General features: G+C 61.5%; 18 protein-coding genes and 1 tRNA gene. 12 read left to right on the top strand and 7 right to left on the bottom strand.

What is annotated here, in order from left to right; genetic code table 11:
• The first annotated feature begins 60 nt into the window (after positions 1-60).
• Positions 61-2,793, top strand: a complete 2,733-nt coding sequence (gene secA / locus ACZ5Y5_RS04390; protein WP_464809968.1) for a preprotein translocase subunit SecA — start codon at positions 61-63, stop codon at positions 2,791-2,793.
• A 148-nt stretch (positions 2,794-2,941) separates the two neighbouring features.
• Here the strand turns inward: secA and ACZ5Y5_RS04385 are convergent, their stop codons facing one another.
• The 3 genes from ACZ5Y5_RS04385 to ACZ5Y5_RS04375 all read right to left on the bottom strand — a co-directional run bounded on the left by ACZ5Y5_RS04385 (position 2,942) and on the right by ACZ5Y5_RS04375 (position 4,079).
• Complete coding sequence (locus tag ACZ5Y5_RS04385; RefSeq protein WP_464810468.1) at positions 2,942-3,388, bottom strand: DUF983 domain-containing protein; 447 nt, start codon at positions 3,386-3,388, stop codon at positions 2,942-2,944.
• A gap of 262 nt (positions 3,389-3,650) precedes the next feature.
• Positions 3,651-3,887 carry a hypothetical protein gene (locus ACZ5Y5_RS04380; protein ID WP_464809967.1) on the bottom strand — a complete coding sequence of 79 codons (237 nt, stop codon included), beginning with the start codon at positions 3,885-3,887 and terminating at the stop codon, positions 3,651-3,653.
• A 102-nt stretch (positions 3,888-3,989) separates the two neighbouring features.
• Positions 3,990-4,079 (bottom strand) — tRNA-Ser (locus tag ACZ5Y5_RS04375).
• 149 nt (positions 4,080-4,228) lie between these two features.
• Between ACZ5Y5_RS04375 and ACZ5Y5_RS04370 the strand changes: the two genes are divergently transcribed.
• The 11 genes from ACZ5Y5_RS04370 (at position 4,229) to mazG (ending at position 16,093) form a co-directional block, all read left to right on the top strand.
• Complete coding sequence (locus ACZ5Y5_RS04370; protein WP_464809966.1) at positions 4,229-5,275, top strand: lytic murein transglycosylase; 1,047 nt, start codon at positions 4,229-4,231, stop codon at positions 5,273-5,275.
• Positions 5,276-5,388: 113 nt separating this feature from the next.
• Positions 5,389-6,552, top strand: a complete 1,164-nt coding sequence (locus ACZ5Y5_RS04365) for a D-alanyl-D-alanine carboxypeptidase family protein (RefSeq protein WP_464809965.1) — start codon at positions 5,389-5,391, stop codon at positions 6,550-6,552.
• Positions 6,549-7,175: a dTMP kinase gene (tmk, locus tag ACZ5Y5_RS04360; protein WP_464809964.1), complete on the top strand. Its 627-nt coding sequence runs from the start codon at positions 6,549-6,551 to the stop codon at positions 7,173-7,175. Before ACZ5Y5_RS04365 ends, tmk begins: the two co-directional genes overlap by 4 nt.
• Complete coding sequence (locus ACZ5Y5_RS04355; protein WP_464809963.1) at positions 7,172-8,143, top strand: AAA family ATPase; 972 nt, start codon at positions 7,172-7,174, stop codon at positions 8,141-8,143. The genes tmk and ACZ5Y5_RS04355 overlap by 4 nt, the downstream gene beginning before the upstream one ends.
• A 43-nt stretch (positions 8,144-8,186) precedes the next feature.
• A complete protein-coding gene (gene metG / locus ACZ5Y5_RS04350) occupies positions 8,187-9,749 on the top strand; it encodes a methionine--tRNA ligase (protein WP_464809962.1) in 1,563 nt (520 codons plus the stop codon).
• A 4-nt stretch (positions 9,750-9,753) separates the two neighbouring features.
• A complete protein-coding gene (locus tag ACZ5Y5_RS04345; RefSeq protein ID WP_464810467.1) occupies positions 9,754-10,542 on the top strand; it encodes a TatD family hydrolase in 789 nt (262 codons plus the stop codon).
• Positions 10,539-11,324, top strand: a complete 786-nt coding sequence (locus ACZ5Y5_RS04340) for an MBL fold metallo-hydrolase (RefSeq protein ID WP_464809961.1) — start codon at positions 10,539-10,541, stop codon at positions 11,322-11,324. Before ACZ5Y5_RS04345 ends, ACZ5Y5_RS04340 begins: the two co-directional genes overlap by 4 nt.
• Positions 11,325-11,328: 4 nt before the next feature.
• A complete protein-coding gene (locus ACZ5Y5_RS04335; RefSeq protein ID WP_464809960.1) occupies positions 11,329-11,952 on the top strand; it encodes a retropepsin-like aspartic protease family protein in 624 nt (207 codons plus the stop codon).
• Positions 11,949-13,250, top strand: a complete 1,302-nt coding sequence (locus ACZ5Y5_RS04330) for an MFS transporter (protein WP_464809959.1) — start codon at positions 11,949-11,951, stop codon at positions 13,248-13,250. The genes ACZ5Y5_RS04335 and ACZ5Y5_RS04330 overlap by 4 nt, the downstream gene beginning before the upstream one ends.
• A gap of 367 nt (positions 13,251-13,617) precedes the next feature.
• A complete protein-coding gene (locus tag ACZ5Y5_RS04325; protein ID WP_464810466.1) occupies positions 13,618-15,039 on the top strand; it encodes an ISNCY family transposase in 1,422 nt (473 codons plus the stop codon).
• 259 nt (positions 15,040-15,298) lie between these two features.
• Entirely contained in the window at positions 15,299-16,093 is a 795-nt protein-coding gene (gene mazG / locus ACZ5Y5_RS04320; RefSeq protein WP_464809958.1) for a nucleoside triphosphate pyrophosphohydrolase, read from the top strand.
• Here mazG and hflX read toward each other — a convergent pair whose 3' ends face one another.
• From hflX to ACZ5Y5_RS04300, 4 genes are all read right to left on the bottom strand, one after another.
• On the bottom strand, positions 16,094-17,428 hold the full coding sequence (gene hflX / locus ACZ5Y5_RS04315; RefSeq protein ID WP_464809957.1) for a GTPase HflX: 1,335 nt from the start codon (positions 17,426-17,428) through the stop codon (positions 16,094-16,096).
• A 65-nt stretch (positions 17,429-17,493) separates the two neighbouring features.
• Positions 17,494-17,985 carry an RNA chaperone Hfq gene (hfq, locus tag ACZ5Y5_RS04310; RefSeq protein WP_464809956.1) on the bottom strand — a complete coding sequence of 164 codons (492 nt, stop codon included), beginning with the start codon at positions 17,983-17,985 and terminating at the stop codon, positions 17,494-17,496.
• Positions 17,986-18,126: 141 nt separating this feature from the next.
• Complete coding sequence (ntrX, locus tag ACZ5Y5_RS04305; protein WP_464809955.1) at positions 18,127-19,500, bottom strand: nitrogen assimilation response regulator NtrX; 1,374 nt, start codon at positions 19,498-19,500, stop codon at positions 18,127-18,129.
• Positions 19,490-21,742: a sensor histidine kinase gene (locus tag ACZ5Y5_RS04300; RefSeq protein ID WP_464809954.1), complete on the bottom strand. Its 2,253-nt coding sequence runs from the start codon at positions 21,740-21,742 to the stop codon at positions 19,490-19,492. Before ACZ5Y5_RS04300 ends, ntrX begins: the two co-directional genes overlap by 11 nt.
• Positions 21,743-21,805: the final 63 nt, after the last annotated feature.

The raw sequence follows: 21,805 nt of genomic DNA, 5'->3' as shown, positions 1-21,805 counted from the left end.
GCGCATATCCGTGCGCGTTCCCTCAAGAGGGTGCGCGCCCCCCTTTTGTCAGGAACTTGCATGTTCGGCGCACTCGCCAAGTCAGTCTTCGGATCGTCCAACGACCGCTACGTAAAGTCGCTGGGCAAGATCGTCGATCGCATCGCTTCCTTCGAACCCGCCATTTCCGCGATGAGCGACGAGGAACTGACGGCCCAGACCGCCAAGTTCCGCGAGCGCCTGGCCCAGGGCGAAACCCTGGATGACCTGCTGCCCGAGGCTTTCGCCACCGTCCGCGAGGCCGCGAAGCGCACGCTCGGCCAGCGGCATTATGATGTGCAGATGGTCGGCGGCATCGTTCTCCATCGTGGCGAAATCGCCGAAATGCGCACCGGCGAAGGCAAGACGCTCGTCGCGACGCTCGCTACCTACCTAAATGCGCTGGAGGGGAAGGGCGTCCACGTCGTTACTGTGAACGACTATCTGGCAAGCCGCGACTGCGACTGGATGGGCCAGGTCTATCGCTTCCTTGGCCTCACAACCGGCGTCATCGTCCCCAATTTGTCGGAAGATCAGCGTCGCGAGGCTTATAATGCCGACATCACCTACGCGACGAACAACGAACTCGGCTTCGACTATCTGCGCGACAATATGAAGTATGATCGCGCGTCGATGGTGCAGCGCCCCTTCAACTTCGCCATCGTTGACGAAGTGGACTCGATCCTGATCGACGAAGCGCGCACGCCGCTGATCATCTCTGGTCCGACCGACGACAAGTCCGAGCTTTACGTGGCTGTCGACGCCATCGTGAAGCGGCTCGACGAGTCCGACTATGAGAAGGATGAGAAGCAGCGCACCGTCACCCTGACGGAAGACGGCACCGAAAAGATCGAGCGCATGCTGGAGGAAGCCGGCCTGCTGGAAGGCGCAAACCTCTACGACTTCGAAAACACCGCCGTCGTTCACCATGTGAACCAGGCGCTGCGCGCGAACGTCATGTTCCGCCGCGACATCGATTACATCGTCAAAGACGACAAGGTCATCATCATCGACGAGTTTACCGGCCGCATGATGGACGGCCGCCGCTGGTCGGACGGCCTGCACCAGGCGGTGGAAGCCAAGGAAGCGGTTCAGATCGAGCCGGAAAATCAGACGCTCGCCTCCATCACCTTCCAGAATTATTTCCGTATGTACCCCAAGCTCGGCGGCATGACCGGTACAGCGGCGACCGAAGCCACGGAATTCTACGAAATCTACAAGATGAACGTCGTCACCATCCCGACCAACCGGCCGGTGCAGCGTGTCGATGAGGAAGACAGCTTCTACAAGAACTTGGAAGACAAGTTCCGCGGCATCGCCAAGACCATCAAGGTCCACGCCGAAAAGGGACAGCCGGTCCTGGTCGGCACCGTGTCGATTGAGAAGTCGGAGATGCTGTCCGAATTCCTGACGCAGGAAGGCGTGAAGCACGCCGTCCTCAACGCGCGCTTCCACGAAAGCGAAGCGCATATCGTCGCGCAGGCGGGCCGCAAAGGCGCGGTGACGATCGCCACCAACATGGCGGGTCGCGGTACCGACATCAAATTGGGCGGCAACCTCGAGTTCCGGGTCGAGGACGAACTGCGCGACATGCCGGAAGGCCCGGAGCGCGAAGCGGCCATTGCCCGCATCGATGCCGAGATCGAGGCGGAAAAGCAGGAAGTGCTCGCCGCCGGCGGCCTCTTCGTGCTTGGCACCGAGCGCCATGAAAGCCGCCGCATCGACAACCAGCTGCGCGGCCGTTCAGGGCGTCAGGGCGACCCTGGCCTGTCGCGATTCTACCTGAGCCTCGACGATGACCTGATGCGGATCTTCGGGCCGGACACGATGTTCGCGAAGATGATCCGCTCGAACCTGGAGGATGGCGAGGCGCTGCCTCCGTCCAAATGGCTCAGCAAGGCGATCGAGACCGCGCAGAAGAAGGTTGAGGCGCGCAACTACGACATCCGCAAGCAAGTCGTCGAATATGACGACGTCATGAACGACCAGCGGAAGGTGATTTACGAACAGCGCAGCGACATCATGGACGCTGACACGGTGGACGATGTCGTCACCGACATGCGCCATGAGACCGTCAATGATCTGGTCGGCGCATCCTGCCCTCCGGGCACCTATCCCGAACAATGGGATATCGAAAAGCTCAAGACGCGTACCGCCGAAATCCTTGGACTGGAGCCTGATTTCGACGCCTGGCTGGCCGAAGACGCCGTCGATCCCGAGATGATCGAGGAACGGCTGAACGCGCTCGCCGACGAAGCCGTGGCCGAAAAGGTGAAGGAGATCGATCCGGAAAACTGGCACATGATCGAAAAATCGATCCTGCTCCAGAGCCTGGATCATCACTGGAAGGAACATCTCGCGACGCTAGACGCGCTCCGCCAGGTCGTTCACCTGCGCGCCTATGCGCAAAAGACGCCGATCAACGAATATAAGCAGGAAGCCTTTGCCCTGTTCGAGCGCATGCTCGGCAATATCCGCGAAGATGTGACCGGCTCGATCGCCCGGGTTCAGTTCCGGATGGAGGAGCCCCTGCCGGAGTTCGACCTTCCAGTGCTACCCGACTTCATCACCACTCATATCGACCCCTTCTCGGGCGAGGATAACAGCGGCGACATTGACGCGGGCCAGCTTGGCGGAATCACAACGACGCTGCCGCGCCCGCCGGTGGGCAATGCGCAGTCCGGCGAGTTCGCAAATCTCGACATCAGCCGTAATGCTCCATGCCCTTGCGGTTCAGGGCAGAAATACAAGCACTGCCACGGCGCACTAGCCTGATACTGGGTCGTTAAAGGGAACAGCGCTGACATCTTCCCCGTCATCCCAGCGAAAGCTGGGATCTCAGGCTGGAGAAGGGCGCTTTCTAAATCCCAGCTTGCGCTGAGATGACGTCCCAAAGGCGGTCTAAGTCGCCCAAGCGCGTCGACTATTCGGGCCGGTCGTCTGCCGCATCACCATGCAACTTCGCCCAAAGGTCGGCGGTCCCGGCCTCCTGCGCCTTGGTCACATACTGCGCCGCCACAAGCCAACCCTTGATCGGCCGCAATGGCAGCACGGTTGTCAAGATCAGGACCGGAATGCCCACGGCGATATGCACCCACAATGGCGGGCGGGCCAATATCTCCAGCATCACTATAAAGATGACGCCGGGGACGCAGGCGAACAGCTGCACGAAAACCGCTGGGCCATCTGCAGGGTCCGCGAAGGAATAATCCAGCCCGCACACCTCGCACCGTTCCCGCAAGGTCAGGAAGCCTCGGAAAATATGCCCCTCACCACATCGCGGACAGCGGCCTAGCGCCCCGGTTTCGATCGGTGACCGGCGCGGCCAGTGCTTGACGGGTTGAACCATGTCCTGCTTTCCCTTGTCCATCATCTGGCCTTTGCTGTGCATGGCTCCATGTGAGGACAGCGCCTGGGATTTCAATTGGCCTTTTTGTCCAACCGGCAGGCGGCGGCTCAACCGAGTGCCGCTATCGCCCCATAACGCTACGGAATGCAGCATCTTCTAGATTGCCGCGCCCAATGTCCTCTGCTAGAGCCCAGCGCGATTTGGATGCCCGACAGCATACAGGTCGCGCCCCCGGCATCCCTTGCTCGGGGGCGTTTTTCTTTAGAATTTGGGACCAATCGGCTTAATGCGCCGACTTTCCTGCTGCCTGATCGCCTGGCACCTCGAAATTTTCCATCGCTTCGTACAGAACCTGGTCAGGGCATGAAGCAGCCAGCGCCCTGACCTTGTAGCGCAGGGCCAATTCGCGATGGGCGGCAATCTCCTCGGCAGGAGCGTGTCGGGCCAAGGCATTGTTTACCTTGGCGGCTTCCTCCCGCGCACGCTGGAAAAGATACCGTGCGTCTGTACTGCCTGACATCACAACCTCCCGATCGAGAAAGAGGATGTTAGCATGACGGCCAGCGCTCATCTTTAACGCGAGTTAAGTAGCAGCGAGCCGCGTAACGATCTTTGCGAAATCTGGCGGACAGGGTGGGATTCGAACCCACGGTGAGCGTAAACCCACGGCGGTTTTCAAGACCGCTGCCTTAAACCACTCGGCCACCTGTCCTTGCGGGAGCTTCCTAGCGAACCTTGTCGCCAAGCCAAGCGCAAAATGACCGAAATGGCGTTTCGACGCGTTCTTGCACGAAGATGGCGATGAGGGGGATTTCGCCTCCCCGCTTCGCTGTGCCACAAAGGGTAAAGGGAGATTCTCTAATGCGTTCAACCATTCACTCGCTTCTGCTGCGTTTCGCCGTCATCACGGCGGGAAGCCTGATGGCGGGCGCTGGCATGACGCAGGACATGGCGCAAGACGCTGGCTTCCGCTCTTATCTGGAGTCTCTGCGTCCCAAGGCTAGCGCAATGGGCATTCGCCCCGCGACACTCAATTCCGTCTTTCCGACGCTGACACCCAATCCCCGAGTCATTCAGCTGGATCAGAGCCAGCCGGGGGGAGGGGCCTATTCCCCCATTCCCAATTTTGAGCCGTATCGCCGCCAGCATGTCGATGCCGCCCGCATCAGCCGTGGGCGGACCGCTTATCTGGCGAACCGGGCCCGGCTTTCCAGGATCGAGGCGGAGACGGGCGTTCCGGAAGAGATCATGGTCGCCATCTACGGCCATGAAACTAATTACGGCTCCTATGTGGGCGATTTCGACCTGATCCGGTCGCTGGCGACCCTGTCCTACGAGGGGCGCCGCCGCAGCCTGTTCGAACCTGAATTGCTCGCTACGCTCAAGATGCTGGACAATGGCGTACCGCGCAGCCGTCTGGTCGGCAGTTGGGCCGGCGCGACGGGCTATCCGCAGTTTCTTCCCAGCGTCTATCTGCGCTTGGGCAAGGATGGGGATGGCGACGGCCGCGTCGACATCTGGAACAGCGAGGCTGACGCGCTTGCTTCTATCGCCAATTATTTCGTGAACGCAGGATGGCGGCGCGGTCAGCCGTGGGGTGTGGCCGTGTCGGTGCCCGAAAGCTTCAACCGTGCCAGCGTGGCCGCGCGAACGACACCTGCGCGTTGTCCCCGCGTCTTCAACCGCCACAGCCGCTGGCTGACCACGGCCGAATGGCGCAGCCGCGGGATCGTGCCCAGCGGCGGCAGCTGGCCTGCGGACGGCGTGATGGCGACGCTGCTGGAACCCGATGGTCCGGGTAAGACCGCCTACTTGCTCACCAGCAATTACCGGGCGATCCTCGACTATAATTGCTCCAATTTCTACGCCCTGTCCGTCGGTCTTCTGGCCGACGCCGTCCGGCAATAGCAGCGTTCGGACAATCCGCTTGTGCCAGCCCTCTTGAGAATGTGTCTGTCATGGCTAATGACTGACGCAGGGCATTCTCATCACCCGAATCCACCAGTGCGAAGGCAGTCCTCATGAAAAAGTCCGTTGCCGCTCTCCTCTTCGTCGGATTGCTGGCGCAGCCACTCACGGCTGCAGCGCCGCCTTACACAAGCGAGGCGCCGATCGCTTATATGAAGGACCTCTCCTCTGGCGCGGTGCTGTACGACAAGGGTGGCGAAACGCGCATGCCGCCCGCTTCGATGGCTAAGATGATGACGGCTCATGTCGCCTTCCGCCTCATTCAGAAAGGCGATTTGAAGCTCGACACGAAATTCACCGTGCGGCCGGAAACCTGGAAGCAGTGGCACGGCCCCGCCGCCGGATCGACCATGTTCCTTTCCGCTGGCGAGCAGGTATCGGTGGAAAATCTGCTCCATGGCATCGTCACCCTATCCGGCAACGACGCCTGCGTCGTTCTGGCTGAAGGTATCGCCGGAACGGAGCAGGCATTCGTCGCGCTGATGAACGATGAAGCCAAGCGCCTCGGCCTCAAGAACAGCCATTTCGGCACCAGCAATGGCTGGCCGGACGAAGGCGTCACCTATGTGACCGCCGAAGACCTCGCCCGCCTCGCCGAAGCGACGATCGAGGAAACGCCGGACCTCTACAAGCGCTTCTACGCCACTCGCGCCTTTACATGGGGCAAGACGATGGGCGGCTCTGATATCGCGCAGGCGAATCGCAATCCCATCCTCGGCAAGGTGCCGGGCGCTGACGGCCTCAAGACCGGCCATACCGAAGAGGCCGGTTACGGCTTCACCGGCTCCGCCGAACAGGATGGACGCCGTCTGGTGATGGTCGTCGCGGGCCTGCCCACCTTCAACGGCCGCGTCGCCGAATCGGTCCGCTTCATGGATTGGGGCTTCAAGGCTTGGAAGGCGCAGCCGCTTTTCAAGAAGGGCCAGACTGTCGAAACCGCTGAAGTCCAACTCGGCAGTTCCACCAGCGTCCCACTCGTCGCGCCGCAGGACATGGCGGTAACGCTTCCCCGCACCGCGTCTGGCAATGTCTCGGTGAAGGTCGCCTATACCGGCCCGATCAAGGCGCCGATCGCAAAGGGACAGAAGATCGGTGAACTGATCGTCTCCACCCCCGACACCCCGCCGCAGGTGCTGCCGCTGGTGGCAGGCGAGGATGTGTCTGAAGCAGGCGTGTTCGGCCGTCTCTGGAACGGCCTGAAGTCCTTCTTCGGGTGACGCGGGGTCGTTTCATCACTCTGGAAGGCGGGGAGGGCGCAGGCAAATCGACGCAACTGCGCGCTCTCACCGCCGCCCTGCGCGCGCAAGGGCTGGAGGTTGTCGAAACCCGCGAGCCTGGCGGGAGTGACGGCGCAGAGGCGATCCGCGCCCTGCTCCTGACCGGCGATGCCGACCGCTGGAGCCCGCGCGCCGAAGCCCTGCTGTTCGCCGCCGCCCGCGCCGACCATATCGAAAAAACGATCCGTCCTGCGCTCGATCGCGGCGCATGGGTCCTGTCCGACCGTTTCCTCGACAGCAGCCGCGCCTATCAAGGCATGGGCGACCTCACCGACGCCGACATACTCGCGCTTCATCGCATCGGCAGCGGCGGTTTCCTTCCCGACCGCACCTTCATCCTCTCCCTGCCCGAAGCCCAAGCCCAGCAGCGCGCATGGACCCGCGACGGTGATGCCACCGACCGCATCGGCGGCCGCGACGCAGCTTTTCATACCAGCGTCGCCAGCGCCTTCGCCCGCTTCGCCGCGCAGGAGCCGGAGCGGATTCGCGCCATCGACGCATCGGGTCATCCCGACGCGGTGACGTCCCGTCTGCTAGCCGCGCTCGACGACCTCCTTCCATGACGACCATCCTCGGCCATGACGCGCAAGCCGACATGCTGCTCACCGCCGCGCGGAGCGGCCGCATGCACCATGGCTGGATACTCGCGGGCCCGCGCGGCATCGGCAAGGCCAGCTTCGCGCGCGCCCTCGCCATACGCCTGCTCGCCGAGGCGGCCGGCCCCGTTCCCGAAACGCCGGGCCTTGGCGTTCCGACCGATCACCCCGTCCGTAAGCTCATCGAAGCCGATGCGCATCCCGACTATGCCGAGCTCTACTGCCTGGAAAAGGAAAGCGGCACCGCCCGGAACATCAGCGTCGATCAGGTACGTGGCCTCCAGCGGCTGATCCAGTCCGCGCCATCCCTCTCGCCCCGCCGCATCGTCATGATCGACAGCGCCGATGATCTGGAACGCGGCGCGGCCAATGCGCTCCTCAAGACGCTGGAGGAGCCGCCCGCCGACATGCTCTTCCTGCTCGTCAGCCATGCGCCCGGCCGCCTGCTGCCCACGATCCGCTCGCGTTGCCGCACCCTTCGCTTCGACCCGCTGAGCGATGACAATATGCGCGCCGTCCTGCGCCGCGAAAAGCCGGACCTGCCGGTGGATGAGATCGAAACGCTCGCCGCCCTGGGCGAGGGCGCCCCAGGCAAGGCGCTTCGTTACGCGGGGCTCGACATCGCGCAGATCGACAGCATCCTTCGCAGCATCGCGCGCGAAGGCGACCCCGGCAATCGCCAGCGCCTGATCCTCGCGAAGGCGCTCTCGGGCAAGGCCGCCCGCGAACGCTATGAAGCCTTTCTTGAGCGCGTTCCCGCCCTGATCGCCGACGCCGCCCGTCAGCGCAGCGGCCCGGCGCTGGGTGTCGCGCTGGAACGGTGGGAGGCCGCGCGCCATCTTGCAGGCGGCGCAATCATCCTCTCGCTCGATCCTGTGGCGGTGGCGTTCGAACTGGCCGGTCATGTCGCGGCGCTGGCCCCTGAACCGCGCTGAAAAGCGGCTTTGCGCGAGCCCCAACAGCCGCTAGGGAAGGCCCATGTCGCAGCCCTACACGATCACCACCGCCATCAGCTATCCCAACGGCCGCCCGCATATCGGCCATGCCTATGAGGTCATCGCCACTGACGCGATAGCCCGGTTCCAGCGGATGATGGGCCGCGACGTCTTCTTCCAGACCGGCACGGACGAACATGGCCTGAAAATGGCGCAGGCGGCCCGCAACCGGGGCATCGAACCGCGCGCCCTGGCGGATGAAATGTCTGGCTATTTCAAGGATATGAACGACAGGCTGAATATCAGCTATGATCGTTTCATCCGCACCAGTGAGCCCGATCATCATCGCGCGTCCCAGGCGATCTGGCAAGCGATGGAGGCCAATGGCGACCTTTATCTCGGCCGCTACGAAGGCTGGTACTCGGTCCGCGACGAAGCCTTTTACGACGAAAAGGAACTCGTCGAAGGGGAGGGTGGCGAAAAGCTCTCACCGCAGGGCACACCGGTCGAATGGACGGTCGAGGAAAGCTGGTTCTTCCGCCTCTCTGCCTATCAGCAAAAGCTGCTCGACCTCTACAACAGTCAGCCCGATTTCATTCAGCCTGACAGCCGCCGCAACGAAATCATGCGCTTTGTCGAAGGCGGCCTGTCTGACCTCAGCGTCTCCCGCACCAGCTTCGATTGGGGCGTGAAGGTGCCGGGCAGCGACGGCCATGTCATGTATGTCTGGGTCGACGCGCTCACCAATTATCTGACCGGGTGCGGCTATCCCGATGACGCCGAACGTATGGCCCGCTACTGGTCGGAAGGCGGCGACATTACGCATATCATCGGCAAGGATATTGTGCGTTTTCATACGGTTTACTGGCCAGCCTTCCTGATGAGTGCAAAGCTTGCCTTGCCCAAACAGGTGTTCGGCCACGGCTTCCTCCTCAACCGAGGGGAAAAGATGTCCAAGTCGGTCGGCAACGTCGCCGATCCGATGGAACTTGCCGATCGCTTCGGCGTCGATCAACTCCGCTATTTCCTGCTTTCCGAAGTCACCTTCGGCAATGACGGCAGCTACAGCGCAGAGGCGATCGTCGCCCGATCCAACAGCGATCTTGCCAACAGCTTCGGCAACCTCGCCCAGCGCACTTTGAGCTTCATCGCCAAGAATCTGGAAGGCCGCCTGCCGGAACCCGCGGCGCAGGATGTTGACAGCGAACTTCTCAAGACCATCGCCGAAGCGGCCCGAACCTTCCAGTCCTCCATGGCCGATCTGGCCCCTTCGGTCGCGATCGAGGCATGGATGCGCGCGGTTTTTGCCTGCAACGCCTATATCGACGCGCAGGCCCCATGGGCGCTCCGCAAGACAGACCCGGCCCGCATGGAGGCGGTGCTTGCGACGCTTTACGAGGCCATCGCCAGCCTCGCCATCATGGTCCAGCCCATCATCCCAGGCAGCGCCGCGGCCCTGCTCGACCAGATGGGCATCAGCGGGGAGGGGCGAGGCTACACGGTGATCGGTTCTGACTTCTACGCAGACCTGCGCGCCGCTGGCTTCACGCTTAGCCCGCCCAAGCCGCTCTTCCCGCGCCTCGAACTCACCGAAGCGGATGCCTGATCCGATGCTGATCGACAGTCATTGCCACTTGAATTACAAAGGCTTGATCGAAGATCAGCAGAATGTGCTTGAACGTGCGCGGGGTGCTGGCGTCGATCTGATGCTCAACATCGCCACCCGCGAAAGCGAGTGGGACGCGGTTCTCGCCACCGCCGAGAACGAGCCCGATGTATGGGCGACAGTCGGCATCCACCCCCATGAAGCGGACGAGCATCCCCATATCGACACGGCCAAGCTGGTCGAGCGCGCAGGTCATCCGCGCGTCATCGGCATCGGTGAAACGGGCCTCGACTATTATTACGACCATAGCGACCGGGAGCGGCAACAGAATAGCTTCCGCGCCCACATCGCCGCCTCGCGCCGGACCGGCCTGCCGCTGATCGTCCACACGCGCGATGCCGAGGAGGACACGCTCGCGATCATGCGGGACGAGATGGGGAAGGGGGCCTATCCAGGCGTCATCCACTGTTTCACAGCCAGCGGGGCCTTCGCCGACGCGGCACTGGAGCTTGGCTTCTACATCAGCATTTCCGGCATCGTGACCTTCAAGAACGCGAAGGACCTTCAGGAAACCGCCGCGCGCCTGCCGCTTGACCGGCTGCTGGTCGAAACGGACTCGCCCTTCCTTGCGCCCGTGCCTCATCGCGGGAAGCCCTGCGAGCCCGCATTTGTCGCCGACACCGCCCGCTTCCTGGCGACCCTCCGTGGCGAAAGCGTCGAACAGCTGGCCGAGGCGACCTCCGCCAATTTCCGCACGCTCTTCAGCAAGATCGGAGCCCCGCAAGCCGCATGAGCCTGAAGCTCACCATCCTGGGCTGCGGCACTTCATCGGGCGTGCCCCGGATCGGCAATGACTGGGGTACTTGCGATCCCAACGAGCCCAGGAACCGCCGCACCCGTGTCTCCATCCTGGTGGAAAGCCCCACGACACGGCTGCTGGTCGATACTTCGCCAGATATGCGAGCCCAACTGCTGACGGCCGATGTCATCCACATTGATGCGATTCTGTGGACCCATGATCATGCCGACCACAGCCACGGCATCGATGATGTACGTCAGCTCTACCACCATCGCCGCGCCCCCATTCCCGGCTATGCCCGTCGCCAGACGCTCAAGCTGCTGAACGAGCGCTTTGCCTACGCTTTTGAAGGCCGTCAGGGCTACCACCCCACCATCGAACCGCATGTGCTGCCCGATGGCCTGCGGATCGGCGACATCGACATTGCCTCCACCGACCAGCCTCATGGTGAGATATTCTCGACCGGCTTCCGCTTCACATATGGCGGCAGGTCGATAGGATATGCTACTGATTTCCATGCGCTTACGCCGGAAATGCTCGCCCTCTATGATGGTTTGGACATATGGGTCGTCGATGCGCTGCGGGAAAAGCCGCATCCTACGCATCCTCATCTTGCCTTGACCCTGGATGGCATAGCCGCCGTTCGTCCCGGCCGCGCTATCCTGACCCATATGGATCAGAGCATGGACTATGCGACATTGCGGCAAAGCCTGCCCGATGGCGTCGAACCCGGTTATGACGGTATGGTGATTGAACTCAGCGGGGCGGGGGACTGACGGCATGAATGGCGACCAGGCGATGTCCAGCCTCTGGTATGTCCTGGCGCTCGTACTCGTCGGATCGGCTCTTCTTGCGCGGCGCGCTCCGCTTGGCGGGATGGTTCGCATGGCGCTGTTGTGGGTGGTGATCTTCGCCATCCTCCTCGGCCTCTTCAAAATGGGTGAGCAAGCCGGCCTCTTTTCCAGCAGGATGGAAGGGGTAGGGGACCAGGCCTCCTCAGCCCCGGAGACGCCCCTGCCCCCCACACGCGCCGAAGGACAGGCGTTGCGTATCCCAATTTCGCCGGACGGTCATTATTGGGTGGAAGGGAGCGTCAACGGCACGCCGACACGCTTTCTCATCGATAGCGGCGCCAGCATCACCGCTCTGTCCGTCGATTCGGCGCGAGCCGCCGGGTTGAACTTCGACCTTGCCGCGCCGGGCGTGTCGATGCTCACGGCCAATGGCAAGATCGACGCCAAGCGTTCTTCCATTTCCACCCTTGCCATCGGCCCGATCCGGTCCAGCGATTTGCCGATCGTCATTTCACCAGCCTTCGGAGACGTGAACGTCATCGGCATGAACCTGCTTTCGCGGCTGAAAAGCTGGGGCGTGCAGGATGGCGAGATGGTGCTGACGCCATGACGGCCCCGCTCCCGCATCGCCCGCCCACACAGCGCGAGCGGCTAAAGGCGATCATCGGTGGTTCCACCGGCAATCTGGTCGAATGGTATGACTGGTACGCCTATGCGGCCTTCACCCTCTATTTCGCCCCGCATTTCTTCCCGAGCGGGGATCGCACCGCGCAACTGCTGAGCGCCGCCGGTATCTTCGCGGTCGGCTTCCTGATGCGACCGATCGGCGCCTGGGCTATGGGGGTCTATGCAGATCGGCATGGGCGCAAGAGCGGGCTGACCCTGTCGGTCGCGCTTATGTGCGCCGGGTCGCTCATCATTGCGGTGACACCAGGTTATGAGGTGATCGGTGTTGGCGCGCCGCTGCTCTTGGTCGTCGCCAGGCTTATTCAAGGGCTTTCGATCGGTGGCGAATATGGCGCCAGCGCGACTTACCTGTCTGAGATGGCTGGCCGCGACAGGCGGGGATATTATTCCAGTTTCCAATATGTTACCTTGATAGCCGGTCAACTTGTGGCAATTTGCGTGCTGCTAATCCTTCAAGGCGTGCTGACCGATCAGCAACTCGACGCCTGGGGTTGGCGCATACCCTTTTTGATTGGCGGCGGTTTGGCGGTCATCGTCTTCTGGCTGCGCCGGGGCCTCAGTGAAACACAAAGCTTTCATGTCGCCAAGGCGGAGGCCGCGCCGCGTTCGGGCCTCGTCGAACTGGTGACGAAGCATCCGCGCGAAACGCTGACGGTGATGCTGCTCACGGCAGGCGGTACGATCGCTTTCTATGCCTATTCCATCTACATGCAGAAATTTCTGGTCAATACCGCCGGGCTCAGCCGCGAAGCTGCATCGCAGATCAATGGCATAACATTGTTATTTTTTATGATGTTACAACCGGTTGCTGGAGCATTGTCTGACCGGATTGGGCGCAAACCGCTTATGATCGGCTTCGGCGTCCTGGGCGTGCTTTTCACCTACCCGATCTTCGCCACGCTGGCCGTCACGCGCGATCCGCTGGTCGCGGGTCTGCTTGTGATGGCGGGCCTCATCATTGTCACCGGCTACACATCGATCAACGCTGTGGTAAAGGCGGAACTCTTTCCGGCGCACATTCGCGCGCTGGGCGTCGCGCTACCATATGCGCTGGCGAACACGCTATTCGGCGGCACCGCGGAGTTCGTGGCGCTCTATTTCAAGCAGGCTGGCATCGAGCAGGCTTTCTACATCTATGTGACGGTGATGATCGCGATCTCGCTGATCATCTACATCCGCATGCGCGACACCCAGCGCCACAGCCAGATACGCGAAGACTGAGGATGGTTGACCGTCAGGCAGAACGTGGCAGCTGGACAAGCGATCAAAACAGCCCGGCGAACAATTGACCATCCAACAAGCGCCACATCAAACCAACAGACCTTCAGAACCCTCGACCTTCAAAACCATCGGCCGGGTCAAAACCATCACCCGGGTCAAAGCGCTCAACCCGCCGAGCCATCGATCATCGGGGCGCAATTCCCTCCATCGCCCATGCACAGATTTAACATAATATATATTATCGACCAAACCTATTGTAAGCGCCGGATAGAAATGACACCCCTCTGCTGAATAGAAATGACACTCTGAGGCGTCCTTAGCAGAGCTCGGTGGCATGGTCCTCCTGGCAGTTCGGGAGGACGCGCTTATGACGGTGGTGGCGATGAGCCATGGCGAGATTTCGCGATTTGACACATTGATGCGCGTGGAGCGCGGCGCGCTTCGGGTTGAGGATGCGGCAACGCTGCTGGGATTGAAGCGCAGGCAGATTTTCCGGTTGCTTGAGCGTCTGCGCGCCGAAGGCGCTTCAGGCCTGGTGTCGCGCAAGCGTGGTCGGACGAGCAACCGGCGTCACAGCGATGCCTTTCGCGAACAGATCCTATCGCTGGTCCGCGAGCATTATGCGGATTTCGGGCCGACCCTGGCCCGAGAATATCTGGCGGAGCGTCACGACATTGCGGTGGGCTGCGAGACGCTGCGGCAGATGATGATCGAGGCGGGTATCTGGCTGGATCGCGCCGCGCGTCGTTCTCGCCCCTATCAGCCCCGCCATCGGCGGGAGTGCCGTGGCGAGTTGATTCAGATCGACGGTTCTGATCACGAATGGTTCGAGGATCGCGGTCCGCGTTGCACGCTGCTTGTCTACATTGACGACGCGACCAGCGAACTGATGCATCTCAAGATGGTCGAGAGCGAAAGCACCTTTTCCTACATGGAAGCGACGCGCGAATATATCGATCAGCACGGCAAGCCGGTGGCCTTTTATTCCGACAAGCACACGGTTTTTCGCAACGCCAAGGCGACCGCCAAGGGCGATGGCATGACGCATTTCGGGCGCGCGCTCGATGCGCTGAACATCGAGATTATCTGCGCCAACTCGCCGCAGGCCAAGGGCCGGGTCGAGCGGGCGAACGGCACGTTGCAAGATCGATTGGTCAAAGCGATGCGCCTGGAAGGTATCTCGTCGATCGCAGAAGCGAACGTCTTTCTGCCGAGCTACATGGTTGGGCACAATGCGCGCTTTGCTCGCCCGGCAGCAAGCAGTCGTGATCTGCACCGCCCATTGGCACCGCGGGATGATTTGCATTCCGTCATGGTCTGGTGCGAACAACGGACGGTTACAGCGGCGCTGACATTACACTATAACAAGGTGCTGTTCCTCCTGGAGCCGAATCCGATCAGCAAGGCACTGGCGCGCAAGCGCGTAGATGTTTGTGAATACCCTGATGGCACGGTCGAGATACGCCACGATGGGCGCTCCCTTCCCTACAGCCTCTTCGACAAGATGCCCCGGATCAATCAACCGGCCATTGTCGACAACAAACATCTGGACGCGGCACTGGTCCTGGCAAAGCAGATCCAAGCGATCACGCCGCATCACCGGCAGCGGAACAACTATGCCCCTGCCCGCAAAGACCAGGCCGCGCATCTGTTCCCCGAGCCGGAGGCGCCGGCGCCCGTAAAGATCGATGGACGCCGGTTGGGCGGTCCCAAGCTCAAGCGCGGTCCCCGGCTCAGCCAGGCCGAGTTGCGGGCACGCGGCACGCTCGAGTTTGTGAAGGCCCGCTGAGACTGTTTGACTGGCTCTGACCGAGCCCGCTGCCTGCGCAGCGGGTCCATGCCCCTCCGCTCGACGTCACGCTTCCAGCAGGGTCTGCGCTGCGCTATCCCGAGGGCTCAACGCAGCCCCTGCTGTCCTCAGAGGTGTCATTTCTATCGGGGACAGATAGTGACTTCTCTAACCGGCAGGAACACCTATCTCAGGCTATGGCCATCTCCCCCCTCAACTTCTATCTTCTCGCCAATTCATTCATTAGTTCAGGACTCCCATGACCGCCCACGAAGAGGCAAGCCCCGCTGACATCATGCCGCTCGCCAATGTCATGGCCAGGCTGCGCGATCCCGAAACCGGCTGCCCTTGGGATATCCAGCAGGACTTCGCCAGCATTGCGCCTTACACCATCGAAGAAGCCTATGAAGTCGCCGACGCCATCGAGCGCAACGACATGCCCGCCCTCCGCGACGAATTGGGCGATCTCCTGCTACAGGTCGCATTCCACAGCCGAATGGCTGAGCAGGCAGGCCACTTCACGCTGCAGGACGTAATCGATGGCGTCACAGAAAAGATGATCCGCCGCCACCCGCACATTTTTGGCGACGGCATCCCGCGGGAACATGGCCACGCCCAGTGGGAAGCCATCAAGGCTGCCGAACGAGCCGATCGCGACCCCGACAGCAGTGCCCTTGCGGGAGTCGCCTCTGCGCTGCCTGCATTGCTACGCGCCGAAAAGCTCCAGAAGCGTGCCGCCAGAACCGGCTTCGATTGGCCCGACACGCAAGGCGTCCTCGCCAAGATTGAGGAAGAACTGCAAGAGGTCCACGACGCCGCCTCGCCTGACGAGCATCAGGAAGAAATAGGAGACTTGCTGTTCGCCGTCGTCAATCTCGCCCGACACCTCAAGGTTGATGCCGAAACCGCACTGCGATCAGCCAACGCAAAGTTCGAAACCAGGTTCAGGGCGATGGAAGAGATTGCAGGTGAAGAGTTCACTGCTCTGACCCTAGATGGCAAGGAGGAGCTTTGGCAGAAAGCCAAGCGTCAACTTGCCAAAGATAGTCGGTAGTCAGTTGGCGGCGCGCTTCCGAAAGCGCGCAAGCGCGGACTCGGAAAGCCGCACATGGACGATCATCTCACCATCAGCAGCCTTGGTACGGACGACTTCGCCATGCTCATGCAGCCATGCCAGCGCAGCGCCATCAGCTAGCGGCACCCGCAGTTGATGCACCTGCGCACCCGCCGTCAGGCGGCCGCTGATCGTGCGTTGCAGATCATCTACCCCTTCCCCGGTGAGTGCCGACAGGATCACGACGTCGTCCCGCCGCACCGCCATTTCTCGCACTTGCTCGGCCGCATCCTCATCCAGCAGATCCAGTTTGTTCCATGCTTCGATGATCGGCGGCGGGTCGTCCCCCTCCTCGCCCCCTTCCAGCGCGCCTTCCCCCGCCACACCAAGCTCGCTCAGAACGTCCATCACGTCGTCCCGCTGAGCATCGCTGTCGGGATGCGCAATGTCGCGGACATGGATGATGAGGTCGGCGGACAGCACCTCTTCAAGTGTCGCGCGAAATGCGGCGATAAGCTGGGTCGGAAGGTCGGAGACAAATCCAACCGTGTCCGACAGGATGGCTTTGTCCAAACCCGGAAGTGCAATCTGGCGCATAGTCGGATCAAGAGTCGCGAAGAGCAGATCCTCCGCCATCACATGCGCGCCGGTCATCCGGTTGAAGAGAGTGGATTTTCCGGCGTTGGTATAGCCGACCAGCGCGATCACCGGCCATGGCGCACGTTGCCTGCGCGCGCGATGCAGGCTGCGCGTGCGCGTGACTTGATCCAGTTCCCGACGGATTTTCGCCATGCGATCGCGGATCATACGTCGGTCCGCTTCAATCTGCGTTTCACCGGGGCCGCCGAGGAAGCCGAAACCGCCCCGCTGCCTTTCTAGGTGGGTCCAGCTACGCACCAGCCGCCCCGCCTGATAATCAAGATGAGCGAGTTCGACCTGAAGCCGGCCTTCATTGGTTGCCGCCCGCTCGCCGAAGATTTCCAGGATCAAGCCGGTGCGGTCGATCACCTTGACCTCGGTGGCCTTCTCCAGATTGCTCTGTTGAACCGGGCTGAGCGCGTTGTCGACAATGACCAGTTCGGCCTCTTCCATCCGCGCCAAGGTCGCAATCTGATCGACCTGGCCGCTGCCGAACAGCGTCGCCGGCTTGCGATCACGCACCCGAAACGCCTGGGCGGCGCGCACATCGATGCCGATCGCCAGCGCAAGACCCTTCGCCTCTTCGAGCCGCGCATCACTGTCACGCCGCTCGGCTCCGTGAGTCTCAGCACGCACGACGACAGCGCGCGCGCCGCGCGACACTTCATCGGAAGAATCACGATTGAAGACCGCCATGATCGCCTAACGCATCAGGCGCCGGCCCGCTTCATCAGAAGACGGGCCGGACGAACATAGATTGATCAATCCTCACCCTCACCTTCACCGCTCAGGTCGAGCGCGTGGAGAGGCTGAACCGTGGAAATGGCGTGCTTGTAAACCAGCTGAACCATCCCGTCGCGTTCCAGCAGCATGCAGAACAGATCGAAAGCAGCGATCTCCCCCTGCAGCATCACGCCATTGACGAGGAACATGGTCACGGGGCTACCTGACTTGCGCACTGCACTGAGGAAGATTTCCTGCAGTAGCCTGGGCTTCGCATTGCCATCGCTCGCCTTGCGCAGGTCGGTAAGGTCCATCGACTGCGCAGGCATGACCGTCGAGATCGCATGCTTGTAAACCAGCTGCGATTGGCCATCGCGCCGCAACAGGACGGAGAAGTTGTCGAACCAGGTGATGATGCCTTGCAGCTTCACACCCTTGACCAAGAACATGGTCACGGGAGTTTTGCTCTTGCGCAGGTTGTTCAGGAAGATGTCCTGAAGATTGTTGAGTTTTTCTGCCACGGTCTTCACCTTATTGGCGGGACGTTACCCGCTCTCGCACCCCTGGGCAGGGTGTCTTGCCTGCTTCCGCCTGCCGGAAGCAACTCGGAAACTACCGCAATTGCGAAGAGCCGTCCATGCCCCAGATGCGTGACAGTTCACGGTATTTCGTCAATTGTCTTTGCCGTCCGTGATCCCTAGCAGCTTCAGCTTGCGATGCAGCGCCGAACGCTCCATGCCGATGAAGGTCGCGGTGCGGGAGATATTGCCTGAAAATCGCCGAATCTGGATGCGCAGATATTCGCGCTCGAAACTCTCCCGAGCTTCCCGGAGCGGTGCTCCCATGATCGCAGACTGGCCCATACCTTCGCCCGCACCATTGCTGGTCAACTCGTTGGGCAGCATGTCCAGTTCGATCCGACCGATCCGCTCGCCTGGCGCAAGGATCATCGTGCGTTCGATGACGTTGCGCAGTTGGCGAACATTTCCTGGCCATTCATTCGCCTGGAGCGCAGCCATGGCGTCACTTGCGATCTCCGGCGATGGCACGCGGCGATCGGCTGCAAAGCGCGCGAGATAATGTTCCACCAGTGGCGGAATGTCATCCCGCCGATCCGATAGTGGGGGAATGACAAGCGGCACGACGTTGAGGCGATAAAAGAGGTCCTCGCGGAACCGTCGCTCTTCGATTTCCACGCCCAGATCGCGGGCAGTGGACGAAATCACGCGCACATCCACCTTTACCTGCCGTTGCCCTCCGACCCGCGTGAAACTTTGGTCCGTCAGCACCCGCAATATCTTGCCCTGGGTCGTGAGCGGCATGTCAGCGATCTCGTCCAGATAGAGCGTTCCGCCATGGGCCTGCTCCAGATAGCCAGGGCGCACCAGTCCACTTGGATCCTCGACGCCGAACAGTTCCTCTTCGACACGGTCAGGGTCCATTCGCGCCGCAGCGACGATGATGAAGGGCGCATCGGCCCTGCCGCTCCAGCTATGGAGCATCCGTGCCGCCACCTCTTTGCCGACACCCGCAGGGCCTGAGATCAGCACCCGGCTTCCGGTGCCCGCTACCTTCTTGATCGTTGCGCGCACAGCGTTGATCGCGGCCGATGTGCCGGTTAGTTCGTCATCCTGGCCGAAGCGGGCGCGCAATACCTGATTTTCACGACGCAACCTTTCGGTCTCGGTCGCCCGCGAAACCAGATGCAGCAGTCGATCGGCTTCGAACGGCTTTTCGATGAAGTCCGCCGCGCCCTTGCGGATTGCCGCGACCGCCGTGTCAATATTGCCGTGCCCTGAAATCATCAGCACAGGAATGGTAGGGTCGCGGCGCTTGATCTCGTCGAGCAGTTCCAGCCCATCAAGCTTTGATCCCTGCAACCATACGTCGAGCAAAACGAGGGAAGGCCGCCGCGCATCCAGCGCTTCGATCGCGCTGTCGCTATTGGCGGCGGTGCGGGCGGAAAAGCCTTCATCCTCAAGCACACCCGCGACCAGGTCGCGAATGTCCTCTTCATCATCGACTACCAGAATATCAAGCGCCATTGGCCGTCACTTTTCCTTTAGGCAGGGCTACAACCTGCCCCTCTTCCAATTTCTCCAATGCAGCTGACGGGAAGCGCAACGTCACGCATGTGCCCCCGCCATCCACATCGCTAAGGCGAATTTCGCCCATATGTTCCTCCACGATCTTCTTGACGATCGCGAGGCCGAGACCCGTGCCTTTGGTGCGCGTGGTCATATAGGGCTCCAGCACCCGCTCCCGCTCCGGCGGAAGGCCGATGCCGTCGTCACTGACTTCGATCAGCAGATGTCCATCATCCTGCCCGAGCGTCATCCGAACATGCCCGCGCACTTCGCCTTCAGGGGGTTCGCGCTTGGGCTCGATCGCCTCCACCGCATTTTTGACAATGTTGGTCAGCGCCTGACCCAGCTGCCGCCGGTCGCAGACTAGCTCCATATTGGGTGAAGCGCTGTGAAATTCAAACCGCACATCGGGATGCGCAACCTCGTGCAGGAACAGCGCATGACGAGCGATGTCCGCGACTGCCTCGCGCCGGAAAACCGGCTTGGGCATGCGAGCGAAGGACGAGAATTCATCGACGATGCGCCGCAAGTCGCCGACTTGGCGGACGATCGTGCCGGTCAGGCGGGTAAAGGTCGCCTTGTCACTCGTAACCTCGTCTGCATAGCGGCGCTGCAGCCGCTCGGCAGCGAGTTGAATGGGCGTCAGCGGATTCTTGATCTCATGAGCGATGCGGCGCGCCACATCAGACCATGCGGCGCGGCGCTGGTCCGATAGCTGTTGCGTGATATCGTCGAAGGTCAGGATGTGCCGCGACGCATCTTCCGAGACCTTGACCGCCAGCGTCCGCACTTCGCCGTGAGCGCGCGTCTGGACAATGCCCGCCCCCTCCTCCGAAGCGATGAGCGCGGCGAGTTCAGGCGATACCGACGTCAGCGGCCGACCCACCGGATCGTCCCCATCCTTCACGAGAATAGCCGCCGCTGAGCTGTTCAGCAGCAGGATGATCCCGTCCCGATCGACCGACAGCACCCCGGCCGACACGCCTGAAAGGATGGCTTCGATAAAGGCACGCCGCTCGTCCAACTGGCTATTGGCGGCGACGAGGGCGCCGGTCTGGGCCTCCAGCCGCTGGGTCATCCGATTGAAGGCCGAGGCCAAGGTACCGATTTCGTCGCGCGCCTGGGGATTGGTGACACGCGCTGACAAGTCCCCGGCCGTGATACGCCGCGCCGCCGTCACCAGCTCGTTCACAGGGCGGACCATCCAGTCCGCGACAGTGAGCGCGATATAGACCGCTATCCCAACAAGCAGCAGCGATCCCACGAACAACGCCATGTTGAAACGCAGCTGTAACGCGCGGGACTGGGCCGCGAAAATATCGTAGTCGGACAGCACCTTCTGCGCGCGCTCCACATTGCTGAACGCCGTGGAACCGGAATCGCGTGTTGCATAGAGATAGATTTTCGCGCCCGGATAGAGCAGCGTCACAGCCTCGATCTGGTTCGGCTTCGCAGCGACGACCACATTCTCGCCTGATTCCAATCTTTTCACGACCTCTGCCGACAGCATTTCAGAAGCCGGCCTGCTGTCCGGATCGACCGTAGCGGCGGTGCGCGCGACACCGTCCTTCCCTACCTCGATAATCGCCGACCGGTTCAGCTTTCGCGTCACGACTTGGTAGATATAGCCTTCTGCGAAGCGGGGGCTCGAAACCTTCGACTGCGTTAGATAGTCGCGCAGATCGCTGGCCATGGTGACGGTCTCGTCGCCCACCTCCCGCAAATTCTGCTCATAATAGCCGCGGGCCAAGTCGCTCGCATTCTGCAACATTCCGCGGGCGCTGTCGGAAAACCAGAACTGCACGCCATATTGGAACAGTAATGATGCGAAGATCACCACAAGAAGCATCGGCACGCTGGCGACGATGGAGAAGATGGCGACTAATCTGACATGAAGCTGACCGTCGCTCCCGATCGCAGACTGCGCTGCACGGCGCTTCGCCACCCGTCTTCCCAGCAGAACCAGCAACGCGATTGCCGGAACGAGATTGCCCACCAGCAGCAAGGCGACGATGGGCGGCGTCAGTAGTGTATAGGATTGCCCCTGACCCGAGAGCAGGAAATAGGTGAGGCCAGCGGTCGCAAGAAAAAGGAGGAGCGTGATCGTCTCAACCAGCGGAGCCAGGTGACGACGAAGAAAGGGCGGAAAATATCTCTTCCAAGCCCGACCTCGCGTGGAGAGAGTCACTGCACCTTGCATAGTGGCTTTCTTACAACAACCCCGTGCTTGTTCAAACACAGTAATTTGACGGATTTGTCCCTT

Source organism: Sphingobium sp. TomTYG65 (genome assembly GCF_055395525.1).
This window is presented reverse-complemented; position numbering and strand designations above follow the sequence as displayed.